The organism is Pseudomonas sp. PvP089 (assembly GCF_017875165.1).
Classification (GTDB): Bacteria; Pseudomonadota; Gammaproteobacteria; order Pseudomonadales; family Pseudomonadaceae; genus Aquipseudomonas; species Aquipseudomonas fortuita.
In genome coordinates, this window is record NZ_JAGGME010000001.1 from 3,940,179 (window position 1) to 3,955,945 (window position 15,767).

Genomic DNA, 15,767 nt, shown 5'->3' on the forward strand with positions numbered 1-15,767 from the left:
CAGGGGTAAAGTGCGGCAGCGCGGTCAGGGCACCGCCGCCTCGAACTGGTTGCCGCTGTTGTCCTGCAACAGCAGCCGGGTCGGCCCGGCACCCTGGATATCGAAGCCCAGGTTGGGGTTTTCGCTGACCGCCGGGTACAGCTCGAGGCTGGCCAGGCGCTGGCCGTTCGCGTCCAGCAACTCGGCATGGTTGAGGAAGAACTCGGGAATACCGCTGACCAGGCCATTGTCCATCGGGTGGGCCACCTGCAGGCGCAAGCGGCTGCTGTCGCCACGCGGGTAGCGCCCGCCCAGCACCTCTCCGAGGTGGTCTTCCCAACCGGGTTGGGTGCGCACCACGCTGGGCGCGGTACATCCGCCACCGGCGGCATCGATCAGGGTTGAGCCGACGTGCCACAGGCCATCGCGTGTCAGCACGGCGGCGCGCAGCGGGGTGGCCTGTTCGATACGGATACGGATCGACAACCAGGGCAACACGCGCTCGCCGGGCTGAAAGTCGACAATGCGCGGCAGCGGGTTGAGTTCGGCCCAGGCAATTATCCGCACCACCTCGCCAGCGAATGCCCGGGCGTCGATCTCCAGCGGGACCTGCCGTGCGTCCTCGGCAAAGGGCGGCGCCAGCAGCTTTACGCGGTCATCGAAGACGAACGCGGCCTGGCCCAGCAGCTGCTTGTGGTAGAAGTCCCACATCACCGAGGGCACCGGGTCCGTCTGGGGGGCTGGGGTGGCAGCTTGGGCTGCACAAGGCATCCAGCAGGCCAGCAGGAAAGTCGCTCGCCAGTTCATGGCCTGCTCCTGATTGAACAACACATAAGCCACTGATTCAGCGAGGCCCTGTGGGAGCGGGCAAGCCCGCGAACACCGGCGAAGCCGGTGCCAGACACCGCGTTGCATTCTTCGCGGGCATGCCCGCTCCCACAGGGAAGGTGTGTGCCCCGCTATTGATACATCTCCGGGACCTCGTAGCGCAGGCCGTAAGCGGCATACATGGCCTTGAGCCGGCCATCGCGGATCATCGCCTCCAGGGCTTCCTCCACGGCATAGGCCAACTGCCGGTTGCTTTCGTGCACGGCCATGCCGATTTCCCAGGCCTGCTTGCCCAGGTTGGGGTAGGCGTTTTCCCCGAGGGCCAGTTGCGGGTCTGCGGCCTGGTGCAACTGCCAGTCAACTTCGCCGCGCATCGCCATCACCGCGTCCACCTGGCCGGCCTGCATGGCGCTGAACGCCTGCTGCACGCCGGGGTAGTGGTGGGTTTTGGCACTGAGCATGCCGTTGAACACCGAAGTGAGGTAGAACGACGGCACGCTGTCCACCTCGACCCCGATCGGGTGCTGCTGGAACACCGCCACACTGGCCACCGCCGTCAGGCGGCGCTGGTCGTAGGCAACTTGCCAGCGCTCTTGCTGATAAGGGCCGAACATCACCACCTGAGCGTTTTCCAGCTCGCCCAGATCGTTGCGCTTTTGCGCGTAGGCCTGGTCGTAAGGCACACGCATCATCAGGTCGGCCAACTGCTGGTGGCGCAGCGGGCTGCCGCGCCAGATGTAGTCACGCAGGTCGTCATCAAGCTTTTCCCCGGGCGGTGCCCAGATCAGTTGCAAACGTACCCCCAAGGCCGAGGCCAACGCCTGCGCCAGTTCAACATCGACGCCGCGGGGCTTGCCGTGGTCTTCGAAACTGTAAGGTGGGAAATCCTTGTACACCGCCACTTTCAGCTCACCGGCGGCGATGATCGCGTCGTAGTTGCGCACCTGCGCCTGGGCCGTCGCGCACCACAGCAGCAGGCTACAAAACAGCACGGCAAACAGACGCATGGCCGTCACTCCTCGACGTGCACGCTGTCCAGGTAGGTGCGCACCGCCCACAGGGCTTCCTGGCTGAGGTAGTCGGCCATCTTCGGCATGTACACACGGCCATCGCGGACCGCGCCATGGCGTACCCGTTCGACAAACCATTCATCCCCGGCGTCACCGGCATCGAGCATGCGCAGGTCTGGGGCGATACCGCCGGACTTGGCCTCCAGGCCATGGCAGGCAGCGCAGTTCTGGTTGTAGGCCGAGGCGCCGATTTCCACGGCCTTGTCGTGCTCGGGCGAGCTGCGGTAAGGGTTTACTGCAGCCCACCCGTCGCCGTCCAGGCTTACGCCGGCGTCCTTGATCGGGGTCAGGCCCTTGGTCTCCACCGCCTGGGGCACCACGTTGCCATGAGCCCAGGCCGTACCGGTCAGCACCGCTGCGGCCAGCAGCCCTGCAGCAAGCAACACATTGCGTTTTGTTGTCATTGTTATGCCCTCACCATTGCACGCAAAGCCTCAACCACAGAGGCCGTGCCGCCATCTTAGAAACAGCCTGCGGACGCTCGAATGCTGCTTTGGTGGCCGGGCCTTACTCCCTTGGTAGTAGGGCTTGTGGCGAAGGGCCAATTGAGGTGCCGTTCGGGAAGTCTTCCCGGCAAGGGCGGGACTTTTTCCGTATCCCGCGACAGCGCCCCCGCCCCACCCTGTGCAGGCCAAAACCTCCACTGGGAACTGCAACCATGACAATAAGATCGCTACCTGCCCTTTCCCCTCTGGCCCTGAGCGTGCGCGTCCTGCTACTGGCCGGTAGCCTGGCCCTGGGCAATGTGGCAACAGCGGCCACCGCACCTGCTGCACCTGCCGGCAAAAGCGTCACCTGGGAAGACATCGCCAACGACCACCTGACCACCCAGGACGTGCTGCAGTACGGCATGGGCACCAATGCCCAGCGCTGGAGCCCGCTGGCCCAGGTCAATGACCAGAACGTGTTCAAGCTGACCCCGGCCTGGTCTTATTCCTTCGGCGACGAAAAGCAGCGCGGCCAGGAATCCCAGGCCATCGTCAGCGACGGCGTGGTCTACGTCACGGGCTCGTACTCGCGGGTATTTGCCCTCGATGCCAAGACCGGCAAACGCCTGTGGACCTACAACCACCGCCTGCCCGACAACATTCGCCCGTGCTGCGACGTGGTCAACCGCGGGGCGGCAATCTACGGCGACAAGATCTACTTCGGCACCCTGGACGCGCGGCTCATCGCCCTCGACAAAAATACCGGCAAGGTGGTGTGGAACAAGAAGTTCGGCGACCACAGCGCCGGCTACACCATGACCGGCGCCCCGGTGCTGATCAAAGACAAGACCAGCGGCAAGGTGCTGTTGATTCACGGCAGCTCCGGCGACGAGTTCGGCGTGGTCGGCCAGCTGTTCGCCCGCGACCCGGACACTGGCGAAGAGGTATGGATGCGGCCCTTCGTCGAAGGCCACATGGGCCGCCTGAACGGCAAGGACAGCACCCCGACCGGCGACGTCAAGGCGCCGTCCTGGCCAGACGACCCGACCACCGAAACCGGCAAGGTCGAAGCCTGGAGCCACGGCGGCGGCGCCCCTTGGCAAAGCGCCAGTTTTGATGCCGAGACCAACACCATCATCGTTGGCGCTGGCAACCCCGGCCCCTGGAACACTTGGGCGCGCACCTCCAAGGATGGCAACCCCCACGACTACGACAGCCTCTACACCTCAGGCCAGGTCGGTGTCGACCCCAGCACCGGCGAGGTGAAGTGGTTCTACCAGCACACGCCAAACGATGCCTGGGACTTCTCCGGCAACAACGAGCTGGTGCTGTTCGACTACAAGGACAAGGACGGCAAGGTGGTCAAGGCCACCGGGCACGCCGACCGCAACGGCTTCTTCTACGTGGTGGACCGCAACAACGGCAAGCTGCAGAACGCCTTCCCCTTCGTCGACAACATCACCTGGGCCAGCCATATCGACCTGAAGACCGGGCGCCCGGTGGAAAACCCCGGCCAACGCCCGGCCAAACCGCTGCCCGGTGAAACCAAGGGCAAGCCGGTGGAAGTCTCGCCGCCGTTCCTGGGTGGCAAAAACTGGAACCCCATGGCCTACAGCCAGGACACCGGCCTGTTCTACATCCCGGGCAACCAGTGGAAAGAGGAATACTGGACCGAGGAAGTGAACTACAAGAAGGGCTCGGCTTACCTGGGCATGGGCTTCCGTATCAAGCGCATGTACGACGACCATGTCGGCACCCTGCGGGCAATGGACCCCACCACCGGCAAGCTGGTGTGGGAGCACAAGGAGCACCTGCCGCTGTGGGCGGGCGTGCTGGCAACCAAGGGCAACCTGGTGTTCACCGGCACTGGCGACGGCTTCTTCAAGGCCTTCGACGCCAAGACGGGCAAGGAGCTGTGGAAGTTCCAGACCGGCAGCGGCATCGTCTCGCCGCCCATCACCTGGGAGCAGGACGGCGAGCAGTACATCGGCGTGACCGTGGGCTACGGCGGCGCGGTGCCGCTGTGGGGCGGCGACATGGCCGAGCTGACCAAGCCGGTGGCTCAGGGCGGCTCGTTCTGGGTGTTCAAGATCCCGAGCTGGGACAACAAGACTGCGCAGCGTTGACTGCCTGAGGTAAAGCGTTATGGGGCCGCGTTGCGGCCCCATAACGCTTATCCCGAATGCATTCAGGTCCGCCCCACAACTGCCCTGTTCCAACTGAGAGCCTTTCACCATGAACTACCTGCCATTTGCCTTGCTGTTGGTACTGTCCCCTGCCTTGGCCGTGAGCGCCGACGACGATGGCAACGATGCCCTGTTGACCATCAACGGCTGCGTCATTGCCGAAGCCAGCCAATGCCCGGGGGCCAACCTGCGCGGTGCCAACCTGGCCAACCAGGACCTGCGCAAGATGAACCTGGCCGGCGCCGACCTGCGTGATGCCGACCTGCGCCATGCCCGGCTCGACCTGGCCAACCTGGAAAAAGCCCGCCTGCAGGGCGCCAACCTGACCCGTGCCAGCCTGCAACAGAGCAACCTGCGTGTGGCGGACCTGAGCAACAGCAAGCTGGTGGCCATTCAGGGCTGGGGCTTGTTCGCCCAAGGGGCACAGTTTGAAAAGGCCGACCTCAGTGCTGCCTTCTTGCAGTTCGCCAGGTTGTCCGGGGCGAAGCTGCAGCAGGCCAACTTGCAGGCGGCGGACCTGGAGATGGCCTGGCTGAGCAAGGCTGATCTGCAAGGGGCCAACCTCAGCGATGCCAACCTGCAGGAGGCCAAGTTTGGCCAGAGCAACCTGGCGCGTGCGGATTTGCGCGGGGCGCGGCAGCATTACGGGAACTTCCAGGAGGCCAACATGGAGGGGTGCAAGGGATGCCCGGATACATGGGACAAATGAGTTCAGTTAGCAGGGGCCGCTTTGCGGCCCATCGCGACACAAGGCCGCTCCCACAATGACCGCGTACATACCAACTGCTGTGTGTACGCGGTCATTGTGGGAGCGGCCTTGTGTCGCGATGGGCTGCGAAGCAGCCCCAGCAAGCGCAGCTGACACACCTCACCCCGCCACCCGCACCACCCCCAGGTTGATGCCCAGGTGCACCAGCTCGGCATGCGAACTGACCTGCAACTTGCTCTTGAGCAAGGTCAAATGATTGGACACAGTCTTGGCGCTGATGCACAGCTGCTCGGCAATCACCCGCATCGGCGTACCTTTGGCCAGCATCGTGAAAATCTCCAGTTCACGCTGGGTCATGCGCTGCAAGCGGGGGTCACTGCTGCCTTGCTGTGACGTGCACGCCAACTGCGTAGCCAAGGGCTGTTCGATGTAGGCATGCCCGGCCAACACCCGCTGCACCGCCTCGATCAACACCTGGGGCGCCGAGTTCTTGGTCAGGTAGCCCGAAGCCCCCGCCTCCAGCGCCTGGCGCACCAGCGGCAGCTCGTCGTGCATGCTGAAAAACAGCACCCGCAGCTGAGGCAGGCGCTGGCGCAGGCGGCGGGTGGTTTCCAGGCCGCTGATACCGGGCAGGCCGAAGTCCATGACCACCAGGTTCGGCACTTGCTCCTGCACACGGGTCAAGGCCTCTTCTCCACTGGCCGCCTCTCGTACCTGCATCGCCGGCAACACCGTCCGCAGCAGGCTGGCATAGCCCTGGCGGACCACGGCATGGTCATCGACCAACAGGATATTCATCACACCTCCTTGGGAATGTTCAGGGCCAGTGCCCAGCCGCTACCCGGCCGGCTCAAGATGCGCAGCTCCCCGCCAAGGCTACGGGCGCGTTCGGCCATCGAGTGCAGGCCTACCCCTGGGCGCTGGGGCGGGTGCGCCCCGCGGCCATTGTCGCGAATGAACAGGCGCAAACCCTTGGCACTGCGCTGCAGGCGCACCCGCACCTGGCTTGCGCCGGCATGCCGAGCGACGTTGGTCAGTGCCTCTTGCAGCAAGCGGTACAAGTGCGTTCTGCTCGCCCCGGGGAGCGCCGGCAAGTGCTCGCCAACCCGCAGCCGGCATTCGATACCCTGGCTGGCCTGCCACTGGCTCACCAGCAGGCCGAAAGCCTCGGCCAGCGGCATGTAGTGCAGCGCCACCGGGTACAGGTTGTGCACCAGCGCGCGAAAGCCTTGCTGGAGGCGCTCGCAATTGAGTTCGAGGTCGTGCGCCGTCTGTGTCACCACCGCAGGCTGCTCAGCCACCATACGCAACAGACAGAGCTGGGCACGAATACCGGCCAGGTATTGCCCAAGGTCGTCGTGCAGGGTCTGCGCCAGCTGGGTGCGCTCTTGCTCCTGCGCCGCCAGCAGGGCCTGGGTCAGTCGGGCGTTGTCGGCCCGAGCCTGCTCCAGCGTCGCGGTCATGTGGTTGAAGTAGGTAGCCAGCTGGCGTGCCTCCGGCAGGCCAGCCTCGCGCAAGCGCGCAGTCAACTGCCCGCCCGAAACCTGACGCAAGGCGCACAGCAGTTCATCCAGCAGGCCCATGGCCCGCCGTACCGCCCAGCGGATGGTCAGCAGGCTCAACAGCCAGGCCACGCCACACAAACCCAGCAGTTGCTGCAGGGAGTCCCAGACTTCATCGATCTCATCCCGTGGATCGACAGCAATCAACACCCGGCGCCCGTCATTCAGGTCCAGCAGCCGGCGGCTGCTGTGGCGCTCGTCAAACAGCTGGCGGCCCAACCAGGCATCCAGGCCACTCTGCGCCGGTCGCCGCAGCGCTTCTCCCGCCGCTAGCCAGTGCACCCGCACATGGCGCAGGCTCTGGGTCAGCCGGGGTTGCAGGCTTGCCGGGTCGCGTTCGGCAGTGTCACCGAGGTACGCCACCACCGCTTCGGCAGACTGCAATTCACGCTCGACATCCGCCACCGCCTGGTGCAACAGCGCGCCGGCACAGGCCAGCGTCACCAGGGCGAAGCAGCACGTGACCCACAGGTTGATCCGCCACAGGGCCGACAGGTTGACAAGGCGCACAGGCGATTCTCCTCGGGGCGTTGTGGCCCATCGTAAAACCGCAACAGCCGCGCCGAATTACTACCTTGGTACCGGCCTGGCGCTACTTTCTGCATATTTCCCCCTCACGGTGGGCTTCCTATGCTGGCGCCATCTGCCGTGGAGTGTGTTATGCGCCAGCCTGCCCACCTTGCCCTGACCTGCCTGCTGGCCCTGGCCGCGACCTTGGCTGCGCCCCTGGCGCCCGCCGCTGAGCCCACAGACGCGCTAAACGTACGCATCGGCTACCTGGGCTATCGCCCCGATCCCGGCCCGCTGCTGTCCAACATCATTCCTGAGCCTGCCGATGCCGGGCGCCAGGGCGCCGAGCTGGCGGTTGTCGACAGCAACAGCACCGGGCGCTTCCTGAAGCAGCAATTCCAGCTGACCCCCGCCACAGTTGACAGCCCCGAGGCCTTGTTGCAGGCAGCCAGGGCGCAGCACGACCAAGGCCTGCGGCTGTTCGTGGTGAATGCCCCGGCCGCCAGCCTGCGCGCGTTGTCTGCCGCCCTCCCCGACAGCCTGTTGTTCAACGCCGGCAGCCCCGACGACGGCCTGCGCAGCAGCCAGTGCCTGGGCAATGTGCTGCACAGCTTGCCGGGGCGCGCCATGCTGGCCGATGCGCTGGTGCAATTCCTGGTGCTGCGCAAGTGGCAGCGGGCGCTGCTGGTGGCCGGCCAGACCGAAGACGACCAGGCCTACGCCGCAGCCCTGCGCCGCTCAATGAAACGCTTTGGCCTGCAACTGGTCGCGGAAAAGACCTGGACTTTCGACAACGACCAGCGCCGCAGCGCCCAGGCCGACATGCCGCTGTTCACCCAAACCGCCGAATACGACGTTGTACTGGTGGCCGACGAGCGCGGCGACTTTGGCGAGTACCTGCCCTACCAGACCTGGTACCCCCGCCCCGTGGCCGGCACCCAGGGTCTCACCCCCACCGGCTGGCACAAGACCGTGGAAACCTTTGGCGCCGCGCAGCTGCAAAAACGCTTCGAAGCCCAGGCCGGGCGCTGGATGAATGACCGTGACTTTGCTGCCTGGATGGCCGTGCGCAGCATTGCCAGCGCGGCCAGCAAGCTGCGCCAGGCCGAACCCCGCGCGCTACAACAACTGCTGCTCAGCGAACAGTTGCCACTGGATGGTTTCAAGGGCCGCAAGCTCAGCTACCGCCCGTGGAACGGCGAACTGCGCCAGCCAATCGCGCTGGTGCAGCCGCGCGCCCTGGTCAGCACGTCGCCGCAGGAGGGCTTCCTGCACCCTTTCAACGAAATGGACAGCCTGGGCTACGACAAACCCGAAGTGACCTGCAGCTACCCCTGACCCGATAACCACAACAATAAGGAATTCGCCATGCGCCGCCCCCTCTTCCACCGGGCCCTGCTTTACCCCAGCCTGCTGTCGGGCGCCCTGGCGCTGGCCAGCGGGCACGCCATGGCCGCCACTGCCTGGGTGTCCAACGAGAAGGACAACAGCCTCAGCCTGATCGACATGCAAACCCTTGAAGTCACCGAGACCCTGCCGGTGGGCCAGCGCCCGCGCGGCCTGCTGCTGTCACACGACAACAAGCTACTGTACATCTGCGCCAGCGACTCGGACCGCGTACAGGTGATGGACGTGGCCACCCGCAAGATCATCAAGGAGCTGCCCTCCGGCAAGGACCCCGAGCAGTTTGCCCTGCACCCCAACGACCGCTGGCTGTATGTGTCCAACGAGGACGACGCACTGGTGACGGTGATCGACACCGTCACCGACAAGGTGCTGGGGCAGATCGACGTCGGTATCGAACCCGAAGGCATGGCGGTGAGCCCCGACGGCAAGTGGGCAGTCAATACCAGTGAGACCACCAACATGCTGCACTGGATCGACACCAGCACCCAGACCTTGGCCGACAGCACCCTGGTCGATCAGCGGCCGCGTTTCGTCGAGTTCAACAAGGACGGTTCGCGGTTGTGGGCCTCGGCGGAAATTGGTGGCACGGTGACCATTCTCGACGTGGCCACGCGCCAGGTGCTGAAAACCCTGAATTTCCAGATCAAGGGTGTTCACCCGGACAAGGTGCAACCAGTGGGCATCAAGCTCAGCGCCGACGGCAAGTACGCGTTCGTCGCCCTGGGGCCGGCCAACCATGTGGCGGTGGTCGATGCCACGACCTTTGATGTGCTCGATTACCTGCTGGTCGGGCGGCGGGTCTGGCAGCTGGCGTTCACCCCGGACCAGAGCCAGTTGCTGGCCACCAACGGGGTCAGTGGCGACGTTTCGGTGATCGACGCGAAGAACCTCAAGGTACTCAAGTCGGTGAAGGTCGGGCGCTACCCCTGGGGCGTGGTGGTAACACCATGAATGCCCTCGACGTCATTGATGTGAGCTTCGCCTACGGCCAGCGCGAAGCGCTCAAACAGGTGGCTTTCAGCCTGGCGCCCGGGCGCTTCGCCGCGCTGCTGGGCCCCAATGGCGCCGGCAAGTCCACCTTGATCGCCCTGCTTACCCGGCTGTACGACCTGCAACACGGCGACATCCGCGTGTGCGGCTGCTCGCTGCGCAACGCTGCACGCCCGGCTTTGCGTCAGCTGGGCGTGGTGTTTCAGCAAAGCACCCTGGACCTGGACCTGAGCGTTGAACAGAACCTGCGCTACCACGCCGCGCTGCATGGCCTGTCGCGGCGCCAGAGCAACCTGCGGGTCGAAGCCGAACTGGCCCGCCAGGGGCTTGGCGAACGCCGTCGCGATCGTGTGCGCGAGCTGAACATCGGCCATCGCCGCCGGGTGGAAATTGCCCGCGCACTGCTGCATGAACCCCGCGTGCTGCTGCTCGACGAAGCCAGCGTCGGCCTCGATCCGGCCAGCCGCCTGGCGCTCAACCAGCACCTGCGCCGGTTATGCCGCGAGCAACAGCTCAGTGTGCTGTGGACCACCCACCTGCTGGACGAAGTGCAGCCCACCGATGACCTGCTGATTCTGCATCACGGGCGCCTGGTAGCCCGTGGTACCGCCGATGCGCTGAGCCTGGAGCACGGCGGCGACCTCGACAACGCCTTTGTCCGCCTGACCAGCGCCCACTCAGGAGCCGACGCCCGATGAACGCTTACTGGCAATGTTTCAACGGCATCATGCTGCGCGAATGGCTGCGCTTCGTGTTGCAGCGCACGCGCTTGCTCAGTGCCCTGGTGCGCCCGCTGCTGTGGTTGCTGGTGTTCGCCGCCGGGTTTCGCGCGGCGCTGGGCATTGCCATCATCGAGCCTTACGACACCTATATTCCTTACGAGGTGTACATCATTCCGGGACTGGCCTGCATGATTCTGCTGTTCAACGGCATGCAGGGCTCGCTGTCGATGGTCTATGACCGGGAGATGGGCAGCATGCGCGTGTTACTGACCAGCCCATTGCCGCGGCCGTTCCTGCTGGGCAGCAAGCTGTTGGCGACCTCGTTGATTTCCCTGCTGCAAGTGTATGCCTTTCTCGCCATCGCCTGGCTCTACGGCGTGCAGCCACCTGCCGCGGGCTTGCTGCTGGCGCTGCCGGCATTGCTGCTGGTGGCGTTCATGCTCAGCGCCCTGGGCCTGTTGCTGTCGAACGCGATCCGCCAGCTGGAGAACTTTGCCGGGGTGATGAATTTCGTGATCTTTCCACTGTTTTTCCTGTCGTCGGCGTTGTACCCGCTGTGGAAGATGCGCGAGGCCAGCCAGTGGTTGTACTGGCTGTGTGCTGTTAACCCGTTTACCCATGCCGTGGAACTGGTGAGGTTTGCGCTTTATGAGCGGTTGAACCTGCTGGCGCTGGCGGTGTGCCTGGGGTTGACCGCCTTGTTTACCCTGCTGGCGGTACTCACCTTCAACCCCCAGCATGCGGCGCTGCGCAAGCCCCGCTGAGCTTCTGTTGCTTGCTCTGTGCAGGAGCGTCAGGGCTGAAGTGGCATCTCTCTTTTTAACCGCAAGCTACTACTTTAGTACTGCCTTTGCTGTCTAATCGTCGCATTCACAAAGCACCGCCACTGGCATGTAATGGGCCTATAACAAAAAGGAAAATCCCCATGCCACGTGCCCTGCGCCCCTTGCTGGCTGCCCTTTCGCTGTGTCTGTCATTGGGTATTGCCCAGGCCGACACCACCCCACTGTTCTCCGCCGAAGGCTATCGCACCACGCTCTACCGCAGCCCCACCCCGCAACAGGTCGAAGGTGGCCAGGTCATCGACACCGCCACGCTGCAACGCCTGCTAGGCCAGGCCCCCAGGCCGGTGCTGGTGGACGTCTATCGCCGCCAATGGCTGCAAGGCCGCTTCATCGAAGACGAGCCGCACAGCAACCTCCCCGGCAGCCTGTGGTTGGCCAACACCGGCGACGGTGAACTGAGCCCGGCCTGGCAGGACTACTTCATGCGTAACCTGCAAAAAGCCACCGCCGGGCAGCCAGAGCAACCGCTGGTCTTCTACTGCCGCTCCGATTGCTGGTTAAGCTGGAACGCGGTAAAACGCGCCAAGGCCCTGGGCTATAACAACCTGTACTGGTACCGCGACGGCCTGGACGCCTGGCAACAGGCCAACTTGCCGCTGCAGCCGGCGCAACCCGTGCCCTTTCCCTGAATCACTTGCCTGCGAACGCGTGCCCATCCAATAAAAACAAGGTGAAAAGGCCATGTACAAAATTCTGATTGCCGACGATCACCCGCTGTTTCGCGAAGCCATCCACAACGTCATCAGCGATGGTTTTGAAGGCAGCGAGGTCATGGAGACGGCCGACCTGGACAGCGCCCTGGCATTGACCCAGGCGCACGACGACCTCGACCTGATCCTGCTCGACCTGAACATGCCCGGCATGCACGGCCTCAACGGCCTGATCACCCTGCGCAACGAGGCGCCGACCACGCCGGTCGTGATCGTTTCAGCCGAGCAGGAAAAGCAGATCGTGCTGCAGGCCATCACCTACGGTGCCGTGGGTTTCATCACCAAGTCTTCGCCGCGCTCGCAGATGATCGAAGCGATCGAGCAGATCCTCAATGGCAATGTCTACCTGCCACCCGACATCATCCGCGCGCAAAAAAGCAGTACCAGCCGGCGCCACAACGATACCCCGAGCTTCCCGCCGGAAATGCTCCAGGCCCTGACCCGCAAGCAGCTGCTGGTGCTCGAGCGCATGACCAAGGGCGAATCGAACAAGCAGATCGCCTACACGCTGGATATCGCCGAAACCACGGTCAAGGCGCACGTCTCGGCGATCTTGCGCAAGTTGAACGTGCATAATCGGGTGCAGGCGATCCTGAGTGCCGGCGATATCGATTTTGCCGATTACTTGAGGCGTTGACCTGTAACGGCCTCTTCGCGGGTGAACCCGCTCCCACAGAAGCCTGCGAAAAGGCCAGCGGCTATGTCAGGCTGCTGGCCAATAAGTGGCTCATCGCCGTCTTGAGCTTCATCGGCCGCACCGGTTTATGCATCAGGGTGTGCCCCAGCTCGCGGATCTGCTGCTTGAGGTCGTTGCTGTAGTTGGCGGTGATCATCAGCGCCGGTAGCGGCTGGGCGCGGCGGGCATTGATCCGCGCCACGGCGTCGACACCGTTGCAGTCGTTGTCCAGGTGATAGTCGGCGATCAGCAGGTCGGCCTCGGCGTGGTAATTGTCCACCTGCCGCGCCAGGTCTTCTTCCGACAGCGCAGTGACCACCTGGCAGCCCCAGCCCTCCAGCAAGGTGCGCATGCCTGCGCAGATCGCCGCATCGTTATCCAGCACCCACACCCGCGCCCCACCCAGGCGGTCAAGCATCGGCTCGCAGATCATCTGGCTTGGCTGGGGCTTGGGCGCGGTGGCGCTCAGCGGCACTTCGACGGCGAACACCGAGCCCTTGCCGAGCCATGAGCGCACCCGGATCCGGTGGCCGAGGATGCCGGCGATCTTATCCACGATCGCCAGACCCAGGCCTAAGCCACGGTCCTGGTCCGGCCGCTGGACGTCGCCGCGCTTGAACTCCTGGAACATGTCTTCCAGGTGTTCTTCGGCAATGCCGATACCGCTGTCCCACACTTCGATCCGCAGGCCGCCACGTTGGCGCCGACAGCCCAGCACCACGCGCCCGCTGCGGGTGTAGCGGATGGCATTGCTGAGCAGGTTGCGCAGGATCCGCGCCAGCAGCTGGGTGTCACTGCGCACCACCGCCGAACAACCTACAAAATGCAGTTCAAGCCCTTCGCTGCGCGCCACTTGGGCGTATTCGGCGGCAAGGTTGTCCATCAGCTCGCTGAGGGCGAACGGGGCCACATCGGCCTTGATCACCCCGGCATCGAGCTTGGAAATGTCCACCAGGGTGCCTAGCAGGTTTTCTACATCTTCCAGCGAGTTGCTGACATTTCGAACCAGGTGGGCACTGTCTTGCAGCTCGCGGCGCTCGAGCAACGCGCTGGTGAACAGCCGCGCCGCGTTCAGCGGTTGCAGCAGGTCGTGGCTGACCGCAGCGAGGAATTTGGTTTTCGACAGGTTGGCCTGCTCGGCCTCGCGCTTGGCCTCCCGCAGGCGCGACTCGGCCCGGCTGCGCTCCTCGATCTCACGCAGTAGCTGGTCGTTGAGGCTGGTCAGTTCCGCGGTGCGTTCGCGCACACGTTGCTCCAGGTGCTGATAGGCCTGGTGCAGCGCCTGAGCGGTATTGCGGCGCTCGGTAATGTCGCGGATCAACACGAAAATGCCCACCACCTCGCCATTGGCCAGGCGGTTCGGTACGTAGGAGCGCAGCATGTAGCGCTCCTGGCCATTGATGTTGGTTTCGGCAAATTCGAAGGTGACGCTTTCACCCGCCAGCGCCCGCGCCACGTAGGCTTCCAGCCGCTGGTAATGCTGCTCGCTGTGGGCTTCTCGCAGGCTCTGGCCGAGCATCACGCCGTGCGGCCAGCAATACCATTCTTCATAAACCTTGTTGGTGAATTCGTAGACCAGATCGGCATTCAGGTAAGCGATCAGCGCCGGGACATTGTCGGTGATCAGGCGAATCTGGTGCTGGTGGGCGGTCTCGGCCCGCTGTCGGGCCTCGCTGAGCAGGCGGTTGACGGCCTTGAGCTCAGCCATGGCCTGGTTCAGGGCGTCAGTGCGTTCACGTACCTGCTCGGCCAGCACCACCGAATGCTGGAACGCCGCATAGGGGTCGTTACCCCGCGTTACCCCCGACTCGATGCGTTCAATCAACGCGCCGTTGATTCGCTGCAACTTGTGGTTTTCGTGCTGCAGCCGGATGACCTCGGCCTGCAGTTCAGCGCCCGACAGGAGGCCGGTTGCGGGCAATGGCGACCCCGGTGAAGGTCTGGTTGATATGCATGCCATTGAACTGTTCTCCGTAGGTGTTGAAGCCGATCACCCGCTGCTCGCGCAAGAACGCACCGACCGGCTCCAGGCCGTGCCGGTCTTCCAGCTCCAGGCGCCGCAGAAAGCAATCGCAACCGATGGTCAGCAGCGGCGGGCCAAGGCGCTGCTGCAAGCCGTCGAACAGCTGGTGCAGGTTCGGCAACAGCGGGCCTGGAGTCATGGCGGTAAGCACGATGCCGTTTTCCACCGCGCAGTAGAAACTCAGGCTCAGGTCCGGGTGCACCTGCTGGATCGCCCGCACGTAATACTGATCATGAATGCGCACGGCCAGCGGATGGGCAGCGAATACCCGGTAGTCGAGCGCTGCCACCGGCACGCCGATGTGGCGGGCGTACTCCTCCGCAGCAGGCTCGGCATTCAGCTCGAAGACGCGACGCTGGCCGCTGTCGGCGCCGGTTACCACCAGTTTTTCCTCACGTGGGAGGATGTGGTGCGTGGTGAACACTTCGAAATCCAGCCAGGTGTTGACCAGCACCACCACAGCGGCACCGTTGTGGAACACGCCACCGAAGTACACATGGGTGCGGGTCAGGTAGTTGTCGTCGCCTGCCGAACCACCAAAATGCGGGATGTCCCCCAAGGCTGCGCTGAGGGCGGCCAGCACCATCTCCTCCCGGCTGGACAGGCCGTCGAGCAGGGTCAGGGCAAAGCTGTGGCCCTTGATCGGTGCCAGGGTGTTGCTGCGACAGGTGCCGACCAGGCGCTCGACCATCTGCTGCGCGTCGATCAGGCTGAAGTGCTCCATTTCATCGATCAATTCGGTGGCAATCGAAAAGTGCCGGTGATCGAAGCCCACCGCCGTCACGCAATTGCGGCCGTAGCCCAGCGGGGTGATTTCGCCAGCGCTGGTGCAGCCGACCAGGCGGATGCCGCCGAAATCCTGCTCCAATGCTTCGCCCAGGGCCTGCAAGTCGTATTCGGCGGAACAGAAGAACAGCACGAAACCCAGGTGCGGGTGCAGCAACTGGCGCGCCAGGTCCTGGGCGGCCTGCCGTGCGTCGTTAGCCTGGGACATGGCGCGGACCACACCGTCGTTTTGAGCCTGCTGCATCGTGGTCTCCGGCGCGGGGTGGCTGAGGGGTCAGTGTACGAAGGTGAGCAAGGGGGACGAATGCTACTTGGGTAGCGGGTGGGCGGTTCCAT

15 protein-coding genes are annotated in these 15,767 nt (G+C 64.2%); 8 read left to right on the forward strand and 7 right to left on the reverse strand.

All coding sequences use genetic code 11. From position 1 onward, the window contains the following. Positions 1 to 24: 24 nt before the first annotated feature. From J3A71_RS18070 to pedF, 3 genes are all read right to left on the reverse strand, one after another. A complete protein-coding gene (locus J3A71_RS18070) occupies positions 25 to 786 on the reverse strand; it encodes a quinoprotein dehydrogenase-associated SoxYZ-like carrier (RefSeq protein ID WP_016486185.1) in 762 nt (253 codons plus the stop codon). 152 nt (positions 787 to 938) lie between these two features. Next, a complete protein-coding gene (locus J3A71_RS18075) occupies positions 939 to 1,814 on the reverse strand; it encodes a transporter substrate-binding domain-containing protein (RefSeq protein WP_096425951.1) in 876 nt (291 codons plus the stop codon). A 5-nt stretch (positions 1,815 to 1,819) separates the two neighbouring features. Then, complete coding sequence (gene pedF / locus J3A71_RS18080) at positions 1,820 to 2,281, reverse strand: cytochrome c-550 PedF (RefSeq protein ID WP_016486183.1); 462 nt, start codon at positions 2,279 to 2,281, stop codon at positions 1,820 to 1,822. A 254-nt stretch (positions 2,282 to 2,535) separates the two neighbouring features. Between pedF and exaA the strand changes: the two genes are divergently transcribed. Both exaA and J3A71_RS18090 read left to right on the forward strand, forming a co-directional pair. Further along, positions 2,536 to 4,431, forward strand: coding sequence for a quinoprotein ethanol dehydrogenase (exaA, locus tag J3A71_RS18085; protein ID WP_024717797.1), 1,896 nt, complete (start codon positions 2,536 to 2,538; stop codon positions 4,429 to 4,431). Positions 4,432 to 4,540: 109 nt separating this feature from the next. After that, entirely contained in the window at positions 4,541 to 5,200 is a 660-nt protein-coding gene (locus J3A71_RS18090) for a pentapeptide repeat-containing protein (RefSeq protein ID WP_209953081.1), read from the forward strand. 159 nt (positions 5,201 to 5,359) lie between these two features. On the opposite strand, the gene J3A71_RS18095 is transcribed toward J3A71_RS18090, so the two are convergent. Together J3A71_RS18095 and J3A71_RS18100 are read right to left on the reverse strand one after the other, a co-directional pair. Next, positions 5,360 to 5,998 carry a response regulator transcription factor gene (locus J3A71_RS18095; RefSeq protein WP_023046938.1) on the reverse strand — a complete coding sequence of 213 codons (639 nt, stop codon included), beginning with the start codon at positions 5,996 to 5,998 and terminating at the stop codon, positions 5,360 to 5,362. Next, positions 5,998 to 7,272: a sensor histidine kinase gene (locus J3A71_RS18100; protein WP_096425950.1), complete on the reverse strand. Its 1,275-nt coding sequence runs from the start codon at positions 7,270 to 7,272 to the stop codon at positions 5,998 to 6,000. The genes J3A71_RS18095 and J3A71_RS18100 overlap by 1 nt, the downstream gene beginning before the upstream one ends. 150 nt (positions 7,273 to 7,422) lie before the next feature. Here J3A71_RS18100 and J3A71_RS18105 point away from each other — a divergent pair, with 150 nt between their 5' ends. The 6 genes from J3A71_RS18105 (at position 7,423) to J3A71_RS18130 (ending at position 12,583) form a co-directional block, all read left to right on the forward strand. Next, complete coding sequence (locus J3A71_RS18105) at positions 7,423 to 8,610, forward strand: ABC transporter substrate-binding protein (RefSeq protein WP_096425949.1); 1,188 nt, start codon at positions 7,423 to 7,425, stop codon at positions 8,608 to 8,610. Positions 8,611 to 8,640: 30 nt separating this feature from the next. Next, the gene (locus tag J3A71_RS18110; protein WP_016486177.1) at positions 8,641 to 9,630 is read left to right on the forward strand and encodes a YVTN family beta-propeller repeat protein; all 990 of its coding nucleotides are present in this window, start codon (positions 8,641 to 8,643) and stop codon (positions 9,628 to 9,630) included. Beyond that, the gene (locus J3A71_RS18115; protein WP_016486176.1) at positions 9,627 to 10,367 is read left to right on the forward strand and encodes an ABC transporter ATP-binding protein; all 741 of its coding nucleotides are present in this window, start codon (positions 9,627 to 9,629) and stop codon (positions 10,365 to 10,367) included. Before J3A71_RS18110 ends, J3A71_RS18115 begins: the two co-directional genes overlap by 4 nt. Next, positions 10,364 to 11,155 carry an ABC transporter permease gene (locus tag J3A71_RS18120; protein ID WP_016486175.1) on the forward strand — a complete coding sequence of 264 codons (792 nt, stop codon included), beginning with the start codon at positions 10,364 to 10,366 and terminating at the stop codon, positions 11,153 to 11,155. The genes J3A71_RS18115 and J3A71_RS18120 overlap by 4 nt, the downstream gene beginning before the upstream one ends. A 161-nt stretch (positions 11,156 to 11,316) precedes the next feature. After that, positions 11,317 to 11,865 carry a PQQ-dependent catabolism-associated CXXCW motif protein gene (locus tag J3A71_RS18125; RefSeq protein WP_016486174.1) on the forward strand — a complete coding sequence of 183 codons (549 nt, stop codon included), beginning with the start codon at positions 11,317 to 11,319 and terminating at the stop codon, positions 11,863 to 11,865. A 52-nt stretch (positions 11,866 to 11,917) separates the two neighbouring features. Beyond that, positions 11,918 to 12,583, forward strand: a complete 666-nt coding sequence (locus J3A71_RS18130) for a response regulator transcription factor (protein WP_060516772.1) — start codon at positions 11,918 to 11,920, stop codon at positions 12,581 to 12,583. A 61-nt stretch (positions 12,584 to 12,644) separates the two neighbouring features. Here the strand turns inward: J3A71_RS18130 and J3A71_RS18135 are convergent, their stop codons facing one another. Next, entirely contained in the window at positions 12,645 to 14,543 is a 1,899-nt protein-coding gene (locus J3A71_RS18135) for a NahK/ErcS family hybrid sensor histidine kinase/response regulator (RefSeq protein WP_102667659.1), read from the reverse strand. Further along, positions 14,512 to 15,675: a nitric oxide-sensing protein NosP gene (gene nosP / locus J3A71_RS18140; RefSeq protein WP_016486171.1), complete on the reverse strand. Its 1,164-nt coding sequence runs from the start codon at positions 15,673 to 15,675 to the stop codon at positions 14,512 to 14,514. Before nosP ends, J3A71_RS18135 begins: the two co-directional genes overlap by 32 nt. Positions 15,676 to 15,767: the final 92 nt, after the last annotated feature.

Excerpts from the sequence above, each read along its gene's own strand:
- J3A71_RS18110 (WP_016486177.1), top strand. The coding sequence starts at position 8,641 with ATGCGCCGCCCCCTCTTCCACCGGGCCCTGCTTTACCCCAGCCTGCTG.
- J3A71_RS18070 (WP_016486185.1), bottom strand. The coding sequence starts at position 786 with ATGAACTGGCGAGCGACTTTCCTGCTGGCCTGCTGGATGCCTTGTGCA.
- J3A71_RS18090 (WP_209953081.1), top strand. The coding sequence starts at position 4,541 with ATGAACTACCTGCCATTTGCCTTGCTGTTGGTACTGTCCCCTGCCTTG.
- J3A71_RS18125 (WP_016486174.1), top strand. The coding sequence starts at position 11,317 with ATGCCACGTGCCCTGCGCCCCTTGCTGGCTGCCCTTTCGCTGTGTCTG.
- J3A71_RS18120 (WP_016486175.1), top strand. The coding sequence starts at position 10,364 with ATGAACGCTTACTGGCAATGTTTCAACGGCATCATGCTGCGCGAATGG.
- exaA (WP_024717797.1), top strand. The coding sequence starts at position 2,536 with ATGACAATAAGATCGCTACCTGCCCTTTCCCCTCTGGCCCTGAGCGTG.
- J3A71_RS18075 (WP_096425951.1), bottom strand. The coding sequence starts at position 1,814 with ATGCGTCTGTTTGCCGTGCTGTTTTGTAGCCTGCTGCTGTGGTGCGCG.
- J3A71_RS18130 (WP_060516772.1), top strand. The coding sequence starts at position 11,918 with ATGTACAAAATTCTGATTGCCGACGATCACCCGCTGTTTCGCGAAGCC.
- pedF (WP_016486183.1), bottom strand. The coding sequence starts at position 2,281 with ATGACAACAAAACGCAATGTGTTGCTTGCTGCAGGGCTGCTGGCCGCA.
- nosP (WP_016486171.1), bottom strand. The coding sequence starts at position 15,675 with ATGCAGCAGGCTCAAAACGACGGTGTGGTCCGCGCCATGTCCCAGGCT.
- J3A71_RS18115 (WP_016486176.1), top strand. The coding sequence starts at position 9,627 with ATGAATGCCCTCGACGTCATTGATGTGAGCTTCGCCTACGGCCAGCGC.
- J3A71_RS18095 (WP_023046938.1), bottom strand. The coding sequence starts at position 5,998 with ATGAATATCCTGTTGGTCGATGACCATGCCGTGGTCCGCCAGGGCTAT.
- J3A71_RS18105 (WP_096425949.1), top strand. The coding sequence starts at position 7,423 with ATGCGCCAGCCTGCCCACCTTGCCCTGACCTGCCTGCTGGCCCTGGCC.